Here is a 19526-nt window from a genome sequence, read left to right as displayed (position 1 = left end):
CTAATTGTTAGCAGATGTTTCTTTTTTAAAATGCTTTGTCATACCATTCTTTTGCTTTTTCTACTTCACCCATTGTTAATTGATGTCCTCTATTTTCCCAATGCATTGTTACATTAGTGTTTGCATTTTCTAATAGTACCTTTAATTCCTCTGACTCTGCTGATGAACAAATCGGGTCATTTGTCCCAGCAGCGATAAACACGGATTTTCCTGCTAAATTAGGTAATTGTATTCCTCTTCGTGGCACCATTGGGTGATGAAGCACAGCGCCTTTCAACGCATTTTCGTAATGGAATAATAAACTTGCAGCAATGTTTGCTCCATTTGAATAACCGATAGCTACAATGTTATTTCTATCAAATTCATATGTTTTTGCAGCTTCATCTAAAAACTCATTTAATTCCTTCGTACGGAAAATCAAATCCTCTTCATCAAAAATGCCTTCTGCCAATCTACGGAAGAAACGTGGCATGCCATTTTCTAATACATTTCCTCTAACACTTAATACAGATGCTTCTGGGTCAATTATTTCTGCAAGTGGTAATAAATCTAATTCATTACCTCCTGTACCATGAAGTAATAACAACACTGGTTTTGACGTATCTTTTCCTTTTTGAAAAACATGTTTCATCATAATCCTTTTCCCCTTTCAATCACTTTAATCTAAATTTCTCACTTCAAATGGTAGAAGTGTTTGTTCAATTTGATTTCTATGTGGTTCATATTGTTCTGGTAATTTTAATTCCTCACCCATCGTCTCTAACGATTCATCATGGGCAAAACCAGGAGGATCCGTCGCAATTTCAAATAAGATTTCTCCGTGTTCTCTAAAATAAATCGCGTTAAAATAGTTTCGGTCTTGTACAGGAGTTACACCGTATCCAAAGCGAGACACATGCTCTTTCCAGTCTAGTTGATCAGCATCATCACTCGCTCTCCAAGCAATATGATGGACTGTACCAACACCCATTTGACCACGTCCGATTGTTGACAACCTTAAGTCGATAATATTCCCAATGTCAGCAGAAGAACGGAATCTAATGAATTCACCTTCTTCTCCAATTTTCTCCAGCCCCATAACATGCTCTAACAATTCAGCTGTTTTTTGAGGTTGTGCAGATAAAAGAACAGCACCGCCAAATCCTTTAATTGCTACTTCTGGCGTAACTTCTCCAAAAGTCCAATTATTTAATTCGCCTTCTTCTCTTTCTACTAATTCTATATGCAAACCATGCGGATCATCAAACTCTACATACTGCTCTCCAAATCGAGTCATTTTTGTATACGCAACGTCGAACTTTTTTAATCTATTTTCCCAAAACTCCATTGCACCTTTTGGTACGACATAAGACGTAATGCCTACTTGACCGTCTCCAATAACACCTTGACGAGCACCTGCCCATGGGAAAAACGTAATAATTGTTCCAGGCTTTCCTCCTTCATTACCAAAATAAAGATGGTACGTACCTGGATCATCAAAATTCACTGTTTGTTTCACTAAACGTAAACCTAATACACCAGCGTAAAAATCCACATTTTCTTGTGGGTGTCCTACAATTGCTGTAATATGATGGATCCCCATAGTTTTCTTTTCCATTTCGTTCACTCCTTTTTAGTCCCTTATAAAAATTGTTATACATTAAAATTCATTATTCATTTTGTCCATACTGAATAGTAAAATCCGTCATGATAATTTTATCTCGAATTCGAGATATTAATTATAAAATCACACATTAACTTCTAACTTATCAAAATCATCTCAAATTCAGGATAATCCTCCAAAAAATATTGACTGCATTTAAAATCTTTATTCAAAGCACAAATTACCTTGAACTCAAATTTATTATAAGTTACTTACTTTTAGTTGTCAATAAGTTCCTTATTTTCATTTTAAATAAAAAGAGAGTAAACGCCAGTTTCGTTTACTCTCTTCGCTAATTATTTCGTTTCTTCTTCCAGCACTGCTTCCATCTCATTAAATTCACGATGAATTGCTTTCACTGGTTCTTTCGTTAATAAACTTACAACAATTACAGCCAATAAACTACAGAAGAATCCAGGTACCATTTCATACATAGTCGCTTTTAAACTTGGAATTTGCACCCAAGTAATAACAACTACTGCACCTACAATCATCCCAGCAAGAACGCCCCATTTGTTCGTCCTCTTCCAATATAAACTTAATAAAATAGCTGGTCCGAATGCTGAACCAAATCCTGCCCAAGCATAACCGACAAGTGTTAAAATTGTGTCACTTGGATGATACGCTAAAACAACTGCGATCATAGCTACTACTAATACTGACAGTCTGCCGATAAATACAAGTTCTTTATCACTTGCGTTACGACGGAAAAATGTTTTATAAAAATCTTCTGTTACAGCACTTGAAATAACGAGTAATTGTGAGGAAATACTACTCATAATCGAAGCCAAAATAGCTGACAATAAAAATCCAGTAATGTACGGATGGAACAAAATGTTTGAGAATGTTACAAAGACCATTTCTGGGTCTTGTAATGTCGTATTATTTTTAGCGTAATAAGCAATACCAATTAGACCAGTAAGCATTGCACCTATAATGGAAATCGTCATCCAACCGATACCAATTCTACGAGAAGTTTTTAAATCTTTAATAGAGGTAATTGCCATAAAGCGAACAATAATATGCGGTTGACCAAAATACCCAAGACCCCATGCTAAAAATGAAATAATCCCAAGAATTGTAGTCCCTTTAAACATATCTAAATGCGATGCATCAACTTGCTTTATTGTATTGAATGTTTCTGTTACACCGCCCACATCTGTAAAAGCAACAATTGGCACTAATACAAGAGCGATAAACATAATACAGCCTTGCACAAAGTCGGTCCAACTTACTGCTAAAAAGCCACCGAATAGTGTATAAGCAACAACGACACCGACAGTTACAAATAAACCTATCTTATAATCTAGGTTGAAAGAATTTTCAAACAAACGTCCACCTGACACTAAACCAGCCGACGCATAAAATGTGAAAAATACTAAAATGACGATAGCGGAGACAAAACGAAGTATTTTCGTACGATCTTTAAAACGATTCTCTAAAAAGTCTGGAATCGTAATTGAATCATTTGCCACTTCTGTATACGTTCGCAAACGCGGGGCAAGAATTAAATAGTTTGCATAAGCACCTATTAATAAACCTATCGCAATCCATACACTTGATAATCCTGTTGCATACATCGCACCAGGTAATCCCATTAGCATCCAACCACTCATGTCAGAAGCACCAGCTGATAAAGCTGTAACTGCTGGACCGAGTCCCCTCCCGCCCAACATATAATCTGATAAATCGGATGTCTTCTTATAAGACCAATAACCGATATACAACATACCTGCCATATAAATAGCAAGCGAAACCATAATCTCAATCTTCACCAAATCTCTCCCTTAGTTACATAAGCCATTCAAAATTTCGAAAAATGACTCTTTCTATTTTCTTGTTTTCGCTTATGGTTCCCTACCTTAACAAACATTTTTTGTTCTTTCAAGTGAACAAGCACTTTTTCCTACATGTGAAAACCTTTATAAACGCTTTTATCCCAGTGGATTACCCGGCTTTCAAAATAAATTAAAGTAAAAATATTCAAAAAATAAAACGCCGTTTTTCACACCTTGTTTCCATTCAATTGTCAGACAAATTTTAAAATAAAAAAGCCATACGAATGTATGACTTTTAGCTTACTGGCATCGCGATTTTCTCTTTCTCTACGTATACTTTACGAAATTTTATATAGCAGCCAATACGCCAAGGCACTATATAACAAACTGCAAGAGTATAGAAAAGAATACCGATTGACTTTGGATCTAAACCTTGTAAATGTCTTCTAAAGTAAGCACGTAAAAGAACGATAACTAAAAATGTAGCAATAAAAGCAATACTTTTTTTTGCATAAATTTGACCATCTTCTCTCACTTCATACCCACTTAAAATAATAAGTGGAATTGACAATAACAGTCCAATTCCAGCAGCTATCCCAATTTGCCAACCAGCAAGTTGTATCGGTGCAGCATATAAAGACAAACCTGGTAATAAAAAGAATAATGGCAGTAATAGTCGTCTTCCCTTAGTTTTAATTGGGCGATTCATAGAGCGCATACGCCTAAATATAACGATTCCTATGACGAGTAAAAAAATTGTAATACTGTACGAACCTTGTTGCAAGTGAATCTCTCCCCAAAAATAGACATTTATAAAATACTTCCCCATTATACTCCTAATATTATCTGAATAATATTATTATCCCACGGGAAAATCTTACATATTAAATATACTTTTAAGTTTGATTCACTATAGGAAACAATTCCGAAAGAGGAGCTACCCGCCCCACCTCATCTTTAAACACAATATGCTCTCTCGTTAAATGACGCGGACTCTTGACTCCCGCTGCTGCCGCAAGTGAGAACAAACTATATCTCATACTAACAACATAATTCATTACGCGCCATTTCTTCTCATACGGATCTAGCGCTTTTTGATAGTGCGGATTCGTCGTGGCAACTCCAGATGGACATTGCCCGGAATTACATTGAAGTGCCATTATACAGCCACTTGCCATCATAAATCCGCGTGCTGAATTTACAGCATCTGCACCAATAGCTAAAGCTATTGCCACTTTATCTGGTGTAATTAATTTCCCTGAGGCAAACACTTTGAATTTGTCCCGAACACCATAATGATTCGCTGTATCAATACATGTCAGTAACGCTGGAATAAGCGGCATCCCCATACTATCTGCCATCGATTTATACGTTGCTCCTGATCCACCTTCTGAACCATCAATTGTAATGAAATCTGGATAGATGTTTAACTCTTTCATCGTTTTGAATAAATCTTCCAACGGCTCCTGCTGTCCAATTACAATTTTCATACCGACTGGTTTACCGCCATTTTCTTGCAAACGCTGAATAAAATAAAGCGTATCCGCTGCATTATTTAAAAATGAAAATCGATTCGGTGAATTAATCGTCTCTCCTTCTCGTACATTACGAACAGAAGCAATCTTTGCATTTACTTTTTGTCCTTCTAGATGGCCACCACGTATTTTCGCACCTTGCCCAAATTTCAATTCGAATGCTTTAATATTACTTTCTTTCGCTTTCTCCATAAATTTCTCCATTGAAAATTTACCATCCTCATCACGGTAACCAAATAAACCTGGACCAATTTGTGCAACGATATTCGCACCTGTATGTAAATGTTCCGGTATTACACCACCTTCTCCCGTATTAATCCACGAACCGCCAGCCATCTTCGCACCAAACCCACTCGCTAAAATGTAATTTTCTCCAATCGCACCGTAAGAAGTTGCTGATGCGCCAAACATGCCATACAGTTTCCATGGATATTTACGATTTTCACCGACGATAACCGCATCGTCTTCTTCATATAGCCAAAGATTCGTTGTATCCGCTGTCAATTTTTCTCTTCGTGAAAATAATCCTTCTTTATGAATCACATACTTTTTCCCTTCACATTCTTGCGTCACATTTACACTTAGTTCATCTGTTAATATCGGAAATAATGTATTAGCAATATAATAGCCAGATGCATCAAAATCTCGTTTTGATCCAAAACCGAGTATTTCAGAACGGTACTTTGCTAGAAACATTACACTTTGAAAATCATAACGCGAAAAAGGCTTTCCATCCGTATCATGATCAAACCAATATTGCCTAAATTCAGGTCCTATCTTTTCAAGTAAATAACGCATTCTTCCTAAGTATGGATGTAACTTTAATATAGAATGATGCGTCCGTTTTTTAATGAAAAATGTAATAATAAAAAAAATGATTAATAGTAGCATCAATAAGAGCAATATACTAATAATAACGAGTAGCGTTTCACTCATCCCGCTTCCTCCTATGAAAATCCATAATAAAAGGAGAACACATCAGGTGTTCTCCTTTTATCTTTATTCAAATTAATGTAGCAAGATGCTCTTTCGCATCATATTCAACTAAACTTTCAGCATTTTTAATTCGATGAACAAAGTCTGGATTAGCAATTAATGGTCTTCCGAATGCTGCCACATCAATTGTTCCTTCTTGCAACGCTTCTTCAGTTTCTTTCGGATTTAAGTTCCCTACTCCTACAATCGTACCATCCCAATATTTTCTTACTAATTGATGAAAATTCTTTCCGTCAGCAATAACTGCCGTATAATTCATCGTTGAAGGGTGAATCATCGTTAATCCAACTTCTTTGAACATAGTTACAAACGTTTCAATTGCAAGCTCAGGGTTTTCCCACATATAAGTAGGATTATCACCTTTGAAAGCAGAGAAGCGAAGAAGTGTTTTATCAGCTCCAACAACTTCTATTACAGCCGCCGTTACTTCTTTCATAAACGTTAACCTTTCCTTTAAGTCTCCGCCATATTTATCAGTACGTTTATTTGCAAACTCATAAGTAAATTGATCGATTAAATATCCATGTGCACCATGAATTTCTACTCCATCAAATCCTGCTTCGATTGCATTCTTCGCAGCTTGTGCGTATTGACCGATAACTTCTTGTATTTCTTCTAACGTCATTGCTTCTGGCGTATCGAACGGTTTACGAAAACGCGGAACATTTCCCTCTGCAGCGATAGCAGACGGTGCTTGCGGCATTTGTCCACCAATTATTTCGTGATGACTCATACGGCCAACATGCCATATTTGAGCAATAATCGTTCCGCCCTCTTTATGTACTGCCTCTGTAACAGACTTCCACGAATCGATTTGTTCTTGTGTATAAATCCCAGGTACTCCTGGATTACCTTTTGCCCTTGGGCTAATGACGATTCCCTCTGTAATAATTAATCCAACTCCATCAGCGGCACGTTTTCTATAATACTCTACTACATCAGCACCAACGACTCCTGTTTCATGATTTGCGAAACATCTCGTCATCGGTGCCATTGCTATGCGATTTCGAAGAGACCAAGATCCAATTTGAATCGGATTAAATAACTTTGTTTCTTCAATATTTTCAAAAGATCCCCAAGCGTTTATATTTGTTCCTTCATAAATACTTGCTGCTTTATTATTTGAACTTGCCATTTTTCTTCCCCCTAAAAAAATTCTTACTATAAACGCATCATACTTACTTTTAGATAGTAACGTCAATTTATACGACTTTACTATCAAACATTCGAATATCAAAAAATAGAATGATACAACTAAAAAAAGGTTCCCTAGGCAGGAAACCTTTTTTAGTTGACCATATATGGCTAACAATTCGTTTATCTCTTCACATATAAAAAAACTTTAACAATAGAGGTGAAAGTAGTTCGGTATTCTTCTAAAAATAATAACTTATATATACCTAAAACAATGAAAGCCCTACCTCTCTTTCATCCTTACGGCTCCTCGTCCGTGCCAGTGTGAATCAGGATTGCAAAAATCAAGTAACTATTCTATCGAAGTGTTTCATTAAACTTCGAATATTCGTAAAGAATTCAAAAATAAAAATGGATTTGATTGTAGTAATAACAAAAGAGGTTAATGCTCTAAAAGTGGTTTGAAAGAGTTGAATGTCTTTGAAATGATTACTTTTCTATAATTATGTTCCCAAAAAATTCAAAATCTTTTTTGGGATGTAATACATTATTTGTAATGAATCTTAACAAAAGCTTTTTATTTGATTTTCTGTGATACCTTCAATTAATCCCAGTTCACTAATCAAAAATTCATGTGCATTATCTAACATTTTCTTTTCGCTTGCATTAAGTGCTTTTTCTTTCTGTATACGCATTAAATCACGCACAACCTCAGCACCTTCTTGCATTTTACCCGTTTTTATTTTATCGGTGTTCAATTTATACCTTTGTTTCCACGTAAGTAATCTATCTGATTCTCCATGTTGAAAAATATCTATTATGTGTATTAATGCCGTGATATCCGTTACTGGTCGTATATTTGAATTCAATATTTTCCCTTCAGGAATCATTATTTCCATATTACTAGCCGACATTTTTATAACATAATATTGTTGTTTTTCCCCTGCGATTTCCTTCTCTTCTATGGCTTTAATTATACCTGCTCCTTGCATTGGATAAACAATGTTATCGCCAATTTGAAACAAATAATCCACCTCCATATATGGTAACCTTCTCAAGCTTAACACACATTCACTTTTTTAGCAAAATTTTTATTTTATCATAAAATTATTTTTCATGTCAATCATTTCAAACTAAAAAAACAAACTCGTAACATATCACTCAAAACCCACAATCTTATTAACTTTTCCACACATATATACACTCTAATTTCACCTTTTCTTTTTACATAAAAACACATTACTACATATGAGTAGTAATGTGTTTTTTATACGAAATCGGTAAAAATCACCTATTAATTTCAAGCCTATATACTAACCTGCTTACGGACTGTTTCTCTCGCTAAAAGAAAACTCATAATCACTTGCGCAGCTACTCGACTCGTCATATCTCTGAAATCGAGGGTTGGATCGATTTCTACAATATCCATACCTTGCACAAGCGGTTCTTTACCAAGGAATTCAATCGCATCAAGTAAAGTCATACTGTCCATTCCGCCAGGGCCAATTGCTGGACAACCTGGTGCGAATGCTTGATCTAGTACGTCCATATCAAGAGAAATGTAAATAGAAGTCACGCCTCGATTTCTTAATACTTCAATACTTTCCGTCATAATATCTTTGATTTCTCGCTCTCGTACATCTTTCATTGTATACACTGTCACACCATGTTCTTGTGCATATTCATGGTACGCTCGTGCATTTGAAAAATTACGAATACCGATTTGAACGAGTTGTTTTCCTGTAATGACACCATTTTCTAGTAAACTACGGAAAGGTGTACCATTTGATGGACCACCATCATCTAAATTACGTAAATCATGATGGGCATCAAATTGAATAATCCCGACCTTTCCTTTACTGTTTGCAAATCCTGTTATACTTGGAAAACTAATCGAGTGATCCCCACCAAGAACAATTGGTATCATGTTCGGATTTACTTTCGTTACATGACCAACTGTTTTCGCAATTCGGTTATGACTTTCTTTTATATCCGTCACATGCATCGTAATATCGCCGCAATCATATAAAACACTTTCTTTCATATCATGTTCTTCTGTAATGGCGTACGTGCTATATGCATCTAACATCGCACGAATTGTTTTTGGAGCAAAACTTGCTCCTGAATGACTAATAGATGGTTTAGAAAGGGGTGCTCCAATTAAGGCAGCACCGAATATTTCTACACCTTCCTCCCAATCTTTAATCATCTCACTCCATTTCGTCACTTCACGATCGATAAACTTTGCATTCTTCTTTAAATAGTGGCCGTGCTCCACGATTGTTCACCTCTTGTATATGCAATATTACCATTCTTCCATACTGTATTTACATGACTTACGCCGTAATGATACGGTACGTAAGCATAATTATAAGCATCCCATAAAACTACATCTGCCTTGCGACCAACTCTAATTTTCCCAGCTACATCGCCTCGATTAATAGCATAAGAAGAGTTAACTGTTACCGCGTTCCAAACTTCTTCTGGTGTCATTTTCAGCTTCAGCATTGCGATGCTCATAATAAGCTGAATGTTTTCAGTTGGACAGCTGCCTGGGTTAAAATCTGTAGCTAACGCAACTGCAACACCTTCATCAATCATTTTACGACCGCGCGCAAAGCTTTCTTTATTTAAATAGAAAGTTGTTCCCGGTAATAAAGTGGCTACTGTATTAGAGTTTGCAAGCATTTCAATTCCTTTATCAGAAGCGCCAACTAAATGGTCGGCTGATGCTGCACCAATTTCAGCAGCTGCTTCCGCACCACCAAGTGGGTCGATTTCATCTGCATGAATTTTCACATCAAAGCCAAGTTCTTTCGCTTTTAATAAAAACTCTTTTGATTCTTCGACAGAGAACACACCTGTTTCGCAGAAAATATCAACGAATTCAGCTAATTGTTTCTCTTTCATTTCTGGCAATAAGTCTAACATCCATTGTAAAAATTCTTTCGATCTACCTTTATACTCTTTCGGAACTGCATGAGCGCCTAAAAATGTGGAAACTAAATCAATTGGATGCTCTTTTTGTAATTGTGCAGTCGCCTCTAATTGTTTCCATTCCGTCTCATCATCTAATCCGTAACCACTCTTCGCTTCTACAGTTGTAACTCCGAAAGATAGCATACGGTCTAAATGAAATTTCGCTTTTTGAACAAGTTCCTCTTTCGACGCTTTTTTCGTTGCATTTACAGTTGAAAGAATACCTCCGCCTTGCTCTAAAATTTCTAAGTACGGAACTCCTTGTAATTTTAGTGCGATTTCATTTTCACGAGATCCACCAAATACAAGGTGAGTATGCGGATCAACAAGACCAGGAGAAACCATTTTCCCGCCGCAATCAATAACTTCTTTCGCTTGTAGTCCTTTCGCTTCTCCCGCTGTTCCAACGAAAGTAATTACGCCGTTTTCAATTCCAATCACACCGTTTTCGATAACAGGAAGCGTGTTCATTGCTTCCCGTCTTAACAAACCATCTTCTTGATCCATTGTTAGTAATTGACCGATATTTATTAGTAAAGTGTCCAGCATGTTTTCTCCTCCTTATTTCATCATTGGAATGTTTACGCCTTTTTCTTTCGCAGTTTCCACAGCTAAGTCATATCCTGCATCAACGTGACGAACAACACCCATACCAGGATCAGAAGTTAATACGCGCTCAATACGTTTAGCTGCTGCTTCTGTTCCATCTGCAACGATAACCATTCCAGCATGAAGTGAATAACCCATACCAACGCCGCCACCGTGGTGAACAGATACCCAACTTGCACCATTTACACTGTTAATTAATGCATTTAAAATTGGCCAGTCGGCTACTGCATCACTACCGTCTTTCATCGCTTCTGTTTCACGGTTTGGGGATGCCACTGATCCGCAATCTAAATGGTCACGGCCGATAACGATCGGTGCTGATAATTCACCATTTGCAACCATTTCATTAATGATGCGGCCAAATTTCGCGCGCTCACCGTAACCAAGCCAACAAATACGTGATGGAAGACCTTGGAACTCAACTTGCTGACGAGCCATACGAATCCAGTTACATAAATGCTCATTGTCAGCGAATTCACGTAAAATTACTTCGTCTGTTTTATAAATATCTTCTGGATCACCAGAAAGTGCTACCCAGCGGAATGGCCCTTTTCCTTCGCAGAATAATGGACGGATAAATGCTGGAACGAATCCTGGGAAATCAAATGCATTTTTCAAACCTTCATCGAAAGCAACTTGGCGAATGTTATTTCCGTAATCAAATGTAATTGCGCCTTTTGCTTGCATAGCAAGCATTGCTTCTACATGCTTTGTCATGCTTTCTTTTGATAATTGTACGTAACGCTCTGGATCTTCTTCACGAAGTTTTGCTGCTTCTTCTAATGTGTAGCCTACTGGAATATAACCGTTTAATGGATCATGAGCAGATGTTTGATCCGTAACTAAATCTGGCGTAATATTACGCTTCACTAGTTCTGGTAAAATTTCTGCCGCATTTCCTAATAAGCCAATAGAAATCGGTTCTTTCTTCTCTTTATACTCGTTCGCAACTGCTAATGCTTCTTCTAATGATTCTGTATACATATCACAGTATCTCTTTTCAATACGACGATCGATGCTGCGCTTATCAACATCAATAGCAATAACAACACCGCCGTTCATCGTTACAGCAAGAGGTTGTGCACCACCCATACCACCTAAACCAGCAGTAAGTGTTATTGTACCTTTTAATGAACCATCGAAATGTTGACGTGCCGCTTCTCCAAACGTTTCATATGTTCCTTGTAAAATACCTTGTGTTCCAATATAAATCCAGCTACCTGCTGTCATTTGTCCGTACATCATAAGACCTTTTTTCTCTAGTTCACGGAAGTGATCCCAGTTCGCCCACTTCGGCACTAAGTTTGAGTTCGCCAAAAGAACGCGAGGTGCATCTTCATGTGATTTAAAGATTGCAACTGGTTTTCCTGATTGAACAAGTAATGTTTCATCGCTTTCTAACGTTTTTAATGAATCTACAATCGCCTGATAACTTTCCCAGTTACGAGCTGCACGGCCAATTCCGCCATATACAACTAATTCTTCTGGTTTTTCAGCAACTTCAGGATCTAAATTGTTCATTAACATACGAAGTGCAGCTTCTTGAACCCATCCTTTCGTTTGTAACTCAGTACCTCTTGGCGCGCGAATTGTTTGTTTTACTTTTTCCATTTCAATCTCTCCCTTTTCTCATTTTATAGTGCTGCGTTTACATCTAATCTTTCTTTTATCGAATAATTCGTTTTTAACCAATACGCAATATTTTCAATATCCGTTGAGAATATACGGTCATTAGTAATAGAAGGTACTTGCTGACGACCTTGATGGTAGAAGCTCTTTGTCACTGTACTCATGTTTTCAATACCGCGATATTCTGCAGCTTGCATCGCACAAATCATTTCAATTGAAAGAACACGTCTTACGTTTTGAATAATTTGATGTGCATGGCGTGAAGCGATTGTTCCCATACTTACGTGGTCTTCTTGGTTAGCTGATGACGGGATTGAATCAACACTCGCCGGATGTGCTAACGTTTTATTTTCAGAAACAAGTGACGCTGCTGCGTATTGCATAATCATTGCACCAGATTGAAGTCCTGGTTCTGGACTTAAAAATGGAGGTAAATCATTTAATTGCGGATTTACTAAACGTTCAATTCGACGCTCTGAAATATTTGCAAGTTCCGCCATTCCTACTTTTAGGAAGTCCATCGCAAACGCAATCGGTTGACCATGGAAATTACCACCCGAAATTACTTTTTCCCCACCATCAAAGATTAACGGATTATCTGTTGCTGCATTCATTTCAATTTCTAATTTTTCTTTCACATAATTTAAAACTTGCCAAGAAGCACCGTGTACTTGCGGGATACAGCGAAGTGAATAGGCATCCTGTACTCGTAGTTCTCCTTGTTTTGTTGTTAATTTACTATCATGAAGGATGTCACGAATTCTGCTCGCTACTTCCACTTGCTCTTTATAACCACGTGCTTTATGAACATTTTCATCAAATGCATCAATAATGCCTTGTAACCCCTCGATTGTCATCGAAGCAATGAATTCCGCTTGATAAGCCGTTGCTTCAGCTTCTATATAAGAAAGAACTCCTTGCGCTGTCATTGCCTGCGTACCATTGATTAAAGCAAGCCCTTCTTTCGCTTCAAGTTCAATCGGCTCAAGACCTTCTTCTGTAAGAGCCACCATCGCATGAACGCGTTTCCCCTTATAGAACACTTCACCTTCTCCTAATAATACAAGTGCAAGATGAGATAAAGGTGCTAAATCACCACTCGCACCAAGTGAACCTTGTTGCGGAACGACTGGGTGAATTTTGCGATTTACAAACTCAAGAAGCATATTTACAACAAGCGGTCTAACGCCAGATACGCCTTTAAGCATCGTGTTCGCTCGTAAAATTAACATACCGCGCGATACTTCTTCAGGGAATGGATCACCTATCCCGCATGCATGTGACTGAATTAAATTGTGTTGAAGTGCCTTTACATCATCTTTTTGAATAAGCACGTCACTAAACTTTCCAAATCCAGTTGTAATACCGTAAACGACTTTTCCGTCTTCTACAATTTTCTCAACTACTGCGCGGCACTCCGCCACCTTTTGCATACTATTTGGACAAGCTGTTACACCTTCTCCTTCAAGTAACAACCTCTTCATTTCTTCAATTGTCAATGTGTGTCCTGTTAACGTAATCATTCTTTTTCCTCCTTAAAAAGGCAAAAGGGGACCTTATCTTTTTAAGACAGACTTCTGTCCTAAAAAAAGTAAGGCCCCCTTCTAACTAATAGACTATGGGCAAATCATATGTGATTAATTCCTAAACCAATCGCCTCATGCTCAGATCCTTTTACAGGTGCACCAATCGTTCCATATAATGCAACAGCAACCCATTCGCCTTCTTTTTTTCCGTCGTATGGTGTACCGCGCACAATCGCAAATCGAAGTCCTACTGTACGAAGAACGTCTGCTAACTGAATTTGACCTCTCGTCACTCCGTACAAAGCTTCCATAATTGCATGATAAAGTGCATGTGTTTCTCTGTAAACGTCTGTTTCAATAACTTGGTTGCTCTTAGCCGCTGTTTCCATTGCTGCTACAACTTTTTGCGAATTCATCGAACCCACTTTCCCAGTACAATACTTCCAACCTTTTGGAATAGATAATACAGGGCTTTCATTCTCATCCGCAAGTGCCAACAGCATGGCCATACGACCAATTCGATGTGTTCCTTGAAGAAGCATGTGACTCTCTCATTTCTTTTAATTATTTGAATATTTCTTAATTTAAGAATATATGAAAACGGTTAAATCGTCAATAGTTTAAACTCACATTCAAACATTTTTTTCATCTTCTCCATTTGTGTACACAAATGATTTACACAATTTTTTCAGGCGTGCTATAGTCTCACTAACAGATGCAAAGGGGCGATATTTCAATGACGAAGCGAAGAGATATTCATTTTCGAATTGAAGAAAAATTACTTGAAAGGTTTGAATCTGCACTTCAATATGAAGGTTTAAAGAAAACCGACGTATTAACACATGCGATTCAGCAATTTTGCACGAAGGTGGAATGTGAAAAAATGAATGATGTAAAACGCCAATACAACGTAAGCAACCATTTACAAGTTCGTATCGATACGCATAAACATTACGAAGAAAAACAAGTGAATTTAGATGAACTCGTCACGGAACATTTACAACTTCAAGGAGACGAAAAAATATTAGAGGTTGGATGCGCTAACGGGAATTTTCTTTCTCTTTTACAAACTAACGGGCATAAAGGACAACTAACCGGTTTTGATCAATCAAAAACGATGCTTTCTGAAGCTGCAATAAAGAATAGCATAATTGAATGGAAACTAGGTGATGCTGGTAAACTTCCTTTCGAAGCTAATTGCTACGACTGGATCGTCGCAAGACATATGTTATATCATATGAAAGATGTCGAAAAAACAATTCAAGGATTCCATAAAGTAATTCGTCCTGGTGGCTCACTTTTAGCTACAACAAATTCTGACACCACATTACCTCGTATCGTTAAAATGTGCAACCGCATGCTAGACGCATTTGATCTACCGAAAACAACATCATCAGTCACTTCATTTTGTTTAGAAAATGGTAAAGAGATATTACAATCTGTTTTTCCAACTGTCGAAGAAACTATTATTCATAATGCACTCGTTTTCCATCATGCTACTCCAATTGTAAACTATATTTCTAGCATGTTTCCGTCACTAAATATACCTGATAATACATATCTTCACGTCGAAATGAAGGAATGGCTAAAAGAAGAAGTAGAAAATGAATTGGCAATTCATAACAGTATATGGCGCGATCCGAAAACGTTAGCCATTTATCGATGTCAAAAAGAAAAAAGCTAGCATTCGCTAGCTTTTATACATTCTCAGGTAAAAGTTTCTCCATCATCACATTGCCCTTACCACCATAAAAATTTATATTATGTTCGTTCGCTACTCCAAAATAAGAGGCAATCGCTATTCCAAATGGTACAAATGCATGCCCCTGTGCTGTAATAACATTTGAGTGTTGCACAACTTCTTCATACACAAAATTTTCTACTGGAAAACAATCTAATTTTTGATAATCGATAGTCACCGTATACGAGATTTCTTTACATAAGCCTGCTTTTGCTAGCGCATACGGTCCAGCACAAATAGCAGCTACTAATTTTTCTTGTTCATAAAATTGACGAATGACTGTAAAGAGTACTTCTGCATCCTTCATATGTATTGCATCTCCGCCTGGAATAATAATCCCCTCATATTCTTCTACACGCACTTCACTTAATTCTATATGTGGTTGCACTTGCAAACCTGTTTCACTTATAATCAATTCTTTTGTTACACTCGCTGTAATAATTTCAAATTTATTTTTCAGCAATGCCGTAGCTACCGTTATTTCAAACTCCGCAAATGTTGGATACACAAATAAAAGTATTTTTTTCATAACCCTCTCTCCTTTAACCAATTCATAAAATATACCTCTAAACCTTCCACTGTTAATCTGTTTGTGTCCACATAAGTTACAGGAAATTGTTTATACCAGTCTTTTTCCGTTTCTACTAATTTAAATTGCTCCTCAAATGTACTTCGTTTTCTTGCCCTATCGTTATTTTTTCTATCATATACATTCTTTTCTGTCACATCTAAATAAAAAATAGCATCTGAGCGACATTCTCTTAATTTATATAATTCATCTTTCAATTCTGTTTCTATATCCCACTCTTTTCCTATAATTATTGGATAAAAAAGTGTATAAAATTCAATATCTTCAGGTCCACGATCAAAAATAACAACTGAACCCTTCGCATTTTGAAACTCCTTTATTTTAGTTTCTATAAACATTTTTTGATTTATTATAAATCCTTCTTTTAAATTCATATCCAAATTTAATTGTTTTCTCTTTTCTACAATTGGATGAGGATTTTCATATATAACTGAAAGTCCACATCGCTCTAACCTTTTAGCCAATGTTGTTTTCCCGCTTGCCATCGGTCCTTGGAGTGAAATTACATATGCCATTCCTCTCATTCCCTTGCACTTTAGTACATCTATAATATACAGAATTTTCAATACTATCAACAATATATATATCATCTTGTTTCTTATTCTTATCTAACTTATAATAAAAAATAGAGATTATGACGGATGCATCAATAATGTAAGCTTGGAAATCCAAGCTTACATTATTTTTTGCTTTCCCTTTTCTAATAAAAAGAGTATACTAGTTTAGAACGTATGTTCTTAATGATTACATACAGTAAGGAGATAAGACAATGGTATACGATACAAAAGCAATTTCTTGGAATGAGTCTTTAAAACAACTTCAACGCCGCTATACAAACAAACAAGTTGACCGAAAAGAATTTGAGGATATTGAACTGATGGAATTCTTCCGCGATAACGACTACATTTCTTTACCTACACATATAAGCGGCCTATCAACAGCACGTTTTACTTCTTACTCTATTTTCACAACTGAAGATAAAGATCGTAAAGTTGGCACACTTATTATTGAGTATATTGAAGACGATAATAATAATTTATGTGTGGAACAACTATACTTCGTTTAAATGATAACGCTTGGTCAAAATGACCAAGCGTTCTTGCTTTCTATGAATCTCACTGTTTATAATATGAATAAAAGAAAACCGCAATCATTAAGGGGGGATACGCTTGCTCGAAGGATGGTTCAGTTGGTTTATTGTGCTATGGACTGTTATTTTATTAGGACTTATGTCTATCGGTGGATACTTTATGTTCAGAAAATTTTTAAAACGATTACCGAAAGAAGATGGTATGTCCATTCTAGATTGGGAAGAGCACTATATTAATAAAACTAGGCATTTATGGGATGACGAACAAAAACAATTGTTAGAAGAGCTCGTAAGTCCTGTTCCGGAACTATTTCGCGATGTTGCTAAATCAAAAATTGCTGGTAAAATCGGAGAACTTGCATTACAAGAAAAAGCCTCTCAAATCACACAAGATCTAATTATTAAAGGATATATTATTGCTACACCGAAGCGTGATCATAAATTTTTAGTTAGAAAACTACAAGAAAAAGAAATTGATTATTCAAACTATAAGTCTTTACTCGCAAAATAACTTCAAATTATTTTCGATAAAAAAGACAGCGCCTTTGACGCTGTCTTTTTTTATTTTATACATATACAGTTTTCAAGTTAATTTCATATCTTTCTCATTATAAAAACCATCTTCTTTTTCCATTTCCTTCTGTAATTTCGTAAAGGAACGGTACATCGCAATTCTCCATGATACAATCATCGCGAATGCAAGTAAGAAGAACATGCCACTAAGTTGTCCTAAATCAAGAGATTGACTTAAGTATGTTTTAAATACAATCCGCACGACAAGTAATCCAATTAATATAAAAACAAATGCTTTTGAACGCTTCAAATAAATCTCTTGTCCTCTAATTTCAAATTTAGATGTTTTAATAAGAAAAATAGAGAAAAACAAACCGACGCCAATTGCTTCTAACATTTCTGCTGGAGTTAATCGAAATTCTGGAAAAACAAACATCAATGCTCCCGTACTCATAAAAAATGGTGGAAGTATAATTTTTTTCAATGTTGCAGGTTTCTTAGCTGCTTTTAAACGAATAAACATCGCACCAACAGCCATACAAACAGCAACTATACTGGATAAAACAACTATGTTCATATTTTCTCATCCTTTTTTGTGGCTATATGCAAAATATACTTTCATTATATGCTTTTCCGTTAGTATTTCCAACATTTTCACAGAATAATACTAAAAACCGGTAAAGCCACCAAATAAACTTGAGAAATATACGATAATTTTCGTCATCCAGTTAAAATATAGGAAGATACCCATGACAATCATAACGTATCCTCCAATTTTCATGAATTTCATACTATTCCTTTTAATCCAAGACATTTTCGTAATAAAGAATGATAGCACGAAAAATGGGATAGCAAATCCAAGTATGTATGCAATCATATAAATCATTGCTGATTCTGGATTTGTTGCAGCTAATCCAATGACAGACACTAAAATAGGTCCTGTACATGGTGTCCACCCTGCAGCAAAGGCTAACCCAATTAGAACGGATCCAAAATAGCCACTCGGACGATTTTTAAACGTAAATTTACGGTCTTGCATTAAAAACTTTGGCTTAAATACACCGACAATAATAAGACCGAACACGATGATAAATATACCACCTAACTGTCTAATTAAATCTTTATAATTTGTAAAGATGCCTCCAATAAAACTTGTACCAAATCCAATTGCAATAAATATAATTGAAAATCCAAGTAAGAAAAACGCTGTATGTATCATACTTCTTTTGCGAAGCATTGCATTTTCTTCTTTCAACTCAGAAACCGACATACCTGTTATGTACGATAAAAATGCCGGATAAAGCGGTAAGCAACACGGGGAAATAAATGATAAAAACCCTGCGCCAAACGCTAAAAAAATACTAATATCTTGCATGATTCCACTCCTCTCCTTACATATTGTAGCAAAAACACATAAAAATACTATGAACAATTCGTGAACTCACTTTAACAATGTGCTAATAAGAAAAACTACCTTTACAAACAGTTTCTAATAAAACGTTTTCATTTCCTTCTATTATATAGAACAATCTCAATTGGACTACGAAACTTCTCTAATTGTTATTAACATAACAAAGGTAACATAGTTTCTCAAATGATTAGCACACTATAATGGACTACCCTTCTATCTCCCTAAAAAATATTTTTTCAAATGCTGTCTTTATACAATACGAAGCTGATTTTACAATACTTTTATTATTACTAATTTCAAGATTATGCATAAATATCATACTTTTATTATTATTCCATAAAATGTCACACTTTT

Annotated in this window: 19 protein-coding genes and 1 pseudogene; 3 read left to right on the top strand and 17 right to left on the bottom strand. The window is 36.2% G+C overall.

Annotated features, from left to right (window positions below; genetic code table 11):
• Positions 1-25 precede the first annotated feature (25 nt).
• From ACUXEY_RS00310 to hutP, 12 genes are all read right to left on the bottom strand, one after another.
• On the bottom strand, positions 26-634 hold the full coding sequence (locus ACUXEY_RS00310; RefSeq protein WP_166704040.1) for an alpha/beta hydrolase: 609 nt from the start codon (positions 632-634) through the stop codon (positions 26-28).
• A 24-nt stretch (positions 635-658) separates the two neighbouring features.
• Positions 659-1597: a ring-cleaving dioxygenase gene (locus ACUXEY_RS00305; RefSeq protein ID WP_461299796.1), complete on the bottom strand. Its 939-nt coding sequence runs from the start codon at positions 1595-1597 to the stop codon at positions 659-661.
• A 341-nt stretch (positions 1598-1938) separates the two neighbouring features.
• A complete protein-coding gene (gene putP / locus ACUXEY_RS00300) occupies positions 1939-3417 on the bottom strand; it encodes a sodium/proline symporter PutP (protein WP_166704044.1) in 1479 nt (492 codons plus the stop codon).
• Between the two features lie 298 nt (positions 3418-3715).
• Entirely contained in the window at positions 3716-4204 is a 489-nt protein-coding gene (locus tag ACUXEY_RS00295) for a CcdC protein domain-containing protein (protein WP_461299795.1), read from the bottom strand.
• Positions 4205-4316: 112 nt separating this feature from the next.
• On the bottom strand, positions 4317-5891 hold the full coding sequence (locus tag ACUXEY_RS00290) for a glutamate synthase-related protein (protein WP_461299794.1): 1575 nt from the start codon (positions 5889-5891) through the stop codon (positions 4317-4319).
• Positions 5892-5958: 67 nt separating this feature from the next.
• Positions 5959-7086, bottom strand: a complete 1128-nt coding sequence (locus ACUXEY_RS00285) for an alkene reductase (RefSeq protein ID WP_461299793.1) — start codon at positions 7084-7086, stop codon at positions 5959-5961.
• Positions 7087-7648: 562 nt separating this feature from the next.
• Positions 7649-8110, bottom strand: coding sequence for a CarD family transcriptional regulator (locus ACUXEY_RS00280; RefSeq protein WP_208326603.1), 462 nt, complete (start codon positions 8108-8110; stop codon positions 7649-7651).
• A 281-nt stretch (positions 8111-8391) separates the two neighbouring features.
• Positions 8392-9363, bottom strand: coding sequence for a formimidoylglutamase (gene hutG / locus ACUXEY_RS00275; RefSeq protein ID WP_461299792.1), 972 nt, complete (start codon positions 9361-9363; stop codon positions 8392-8394).
• On the bottom strand, positions 9342-10613 hold the full coding sequence (hutI, locus tag ACUXEY_RS00270; protein WP_166704053.1) for an imidazolonepropionase: 1272 nt from the start codon (positions 10611-10613) through the stop codon (positions 9342-9344). Before hutI ends, hutG begins: the two co-directional genes overlap by 22 nt.
• A 12-nt stretch (positions 10614-10625) precedes the next feature.
• Positions 10626-12284, bottom strand: a complete 1659-nt coding sequence (gene hutU, locus ACUXEY_RS00265; RefSeq protein WP_000416710.1) for a urocanate hydratase — start codon at positions 12282-12284, stop codon at positions 10626-10628.
• 23 nt (positions 12285-12307) lie between these two features.
• Entirely contained in the window at positions 12308-13825 is a 1518-nt protein-coding gene (gene hutH / locus ACUXEY_RS00260) for a histidine ammonia-lyase (RefSeq protein ID WP_461299791.1), read from the bottom strand.
• A 104-nt stretch (positions 13826-13929) separates the two neighbouring features.
• Positions 13930-14370, bottom strand: a complete 441-nt coding sequence (gene hutP / locus ACUXEY_RS00255; protein WP_000926516.1) for a hut operon transcriptional regulator HutP — start codon at positions 14368-14370, stop codon at positions 13930-13932.
• Between the two features lie 194 nt (positions 14371-14564).
• Here hutP and ACUXEY_RS00250 point away from each other — a divergent pair, with 194 nt between their 5' ends.
• The gene (locus ACUXEY_RS00250; protein WP_461299790.1) at positions 14565-15512 is read left to right on the top strand and encodes a class I SAM-dependent methyltransferase; all 948 of its coding nucleotides are present in this window, start codon (positions 14565-14567) and stop codon (positions 15510-15512) included.
• A gap of 13 nt (positions 15513-15525) precedes the next feature.
• Here the strand turns inward: ACUXEY_RS00250 and ACUXEY_RS00245 are convergent, their stop codons facing one another.
• Complete coding sequence (locus ACUXEY_RS00245; RefSeq protein ID WP_461299789.1) at positions 15526-16098, bottom strand: DJ-1/PfpI family protein; 573 nt, start codon at positions 16096-16098, stop codon at positions 15526-15528.
• Entirely contained in the window at positions 16095-16673 is a 579-nt protein-coding gene (locus ACUXEY_RS00240; RefSeq protein WP_461299788.1) for an AAA family ATPase, read from the bottom strand. The genes ACUXEY_RS00245 and ACUXEY_RS00240 overlap by 4 nt, the downstream gene beginning before the upstream one ends.
• Before the next feature lie 254 nt (positions 16674-16927).
• Here ACUXEY_RS00240 and ACUXEY_RS00235 point away from each other — a divergent pair, with 254 nt between their 5' ends.
• Both ACUXEY_RS00235 and ACUXEY_RS00230 read left to right on the top strand, forming a co-directional pair.
• Positions 16928-17224, top strand: coding sequence for a hypothetical protein (locus tag ACUXEY_RS00235; protein WP_070806699.1), 297 nt, complete (start codon positions 16928-16930; stop codon positions 17222-17224).
• Between the two features lie 103 nt (positions 17225-17327).
• Positions 17328-17759 (top strand): DUF2621 domain-containing protein, encoded by a 432-nt coding sequence (locus ACUXEY_RS00230; RefSeq protein WP_166704059.1) that lies wholly within the window; start codon positions 17328-17330, stop codon positions 17757-17759.
• 72 nt (positions 17760-17831) lie between these two features.
• Here ACUXEY_RS00230 and ACUXEY_RS00225 read toward each other — a convergent pair whose 3' ends face one another.
• From ACUXEY_RS00225 to ACUXEY_RS00215, 3 genes and pseudogenes are all read right to left on the bottom strand, one after another.
• Positions 17832-18338, bottom strand: coding sequence for a CcdC family protein (locus ACUXEY_RS00225; protein ID WP_001028637.1), 507 nt, complete (start codon positions 18336-18338; stop codon positions 17832-17834).
• Between the two features lie 90 nt (positions 18339-18428).
• Positions 18429-19136, bottom strand: a complete 708-nt coding sequence (gene ccdA / locus ACUXEY_RS00220) for a cytochrome c-type biogenesis protein CcdA (RefSeq protein ID WP_001152684.1) — start codon at positions 19134-19136, stop codon at positions 18429-18431.
• A 16-nt stretch (positions 19137-19152) separates the two neighbouring features.
• Positions 19153-19296: pseudogene (locus ACUXEY_RS00215) on the bottom strand (peptidase T).
• Positions 19297-19526: the final 230 nt, after the last annotated feature.

Source organism: Bacillus sp. F9_6S_D1_P_5, assembly GCF_054823925.1.
The sequence above is the reverse complement of the archived record's forward strand: the minus strand, read 5'-3'. Positions and strand labels throughout refer to the sequence as shown.

Bases quoted from the DNA above. Each gene is read 5' to 3' on its own strand.
- ACUXEY_RS00310 (WP_166704040.1), bottom strand. From the start codon at position 634: ATGATGAAACATGTTTTTCAAAAAGGAAAAGATACGTCAAAACCAGTG.
- ACUXEY_RS00305 (WP_461299796.1), bottom strand. From the start codon at position 1,597: ATGGAAAAGAAAACTATGGGGATCCATCATATTACAGCAATTGTAGGA.
- ACUXEY_RS00290 (WP_461299794.1), bottom strand. From the start codon at position 5,891: ATGAGTGAAACGCTACTCGTTATTATTAGTATATTGCTCTTATTGATG.
- ACUXEY_RS00285 (WP_461299793.1), bottom strand. From the start codon at position 7,086: ATGGCAAGTTCAAATAATAAAGCAGCAAGTATTTATGAAGGAACAAAT.
- hutI (WP_166704053.1), bottom strand. From the start codon at position 10,613: ATGCTGGACACTTTACTAATAAATATCGGTCAATTACTAACAATGGAT.
- hutU (WP_000416710.1), bottom strand. From the start codon at position 12,284: ATGGAAAAAGTAAAACAAACAATTCGCGCGCCAAGAGGTACTGAGTTA.
- hutH (WP_461299791.1), bottom strand. From the start codon at position 13,825: ATGATTACGTTAACAGGACACACATTGACAATTGAAGAAATGAAGAGG.
- hutP (WP_000926516.1), bottom strand. From the start codon at position 14,370: ATGCTTCTTCAAGGAACACATCGAATTGGTCGTATGGCCATGCTGTTG.
- ACUXEY_RS00250 (WP_461299790.1), top strand. From the start codon at position 14,565: ATGACGAAGCGAAGAGATATTCATTTTCGAATTGAAGAAAAATTACTT.
- ACUXEY_RS00245 (WP_461299789.1), bottom strand. From the start codon at position 16,098: ATGAAAAAAATACTTTTATTTGTGTATCCAACATTTGCGGAGTTTGAA.
- ACUXEY_RS00240 (WP_461299788.1), bottom strand. From the start codon at position 16,673: ATGGCATATGTAATTTCACTCCAAGGACCGATGGCAAGCGGGAAAACA.
- ACUXEY_RS00235 (WP_070806699.1), top strand. From the start codon at position 16,928: ATGGTATACGATACAAAAGCAATTTCTTGGAATGAGTCTTTAAAACAA.
- ACUXEY_RS00225 (WP_001028637.1), bottom strand. From the start codon at position 18,338: ATGAACATAGTTGTTTTATCCAGTATAGTTGCTGTTTGTATGGCTGTT.
- ccdA (WP_001152684.1), bottom strand. From the start codon at position 19,136: ATGCAAGATATTAGTATTTTTTTAGCGTTTGGCGCAGGGTTTTTATCA.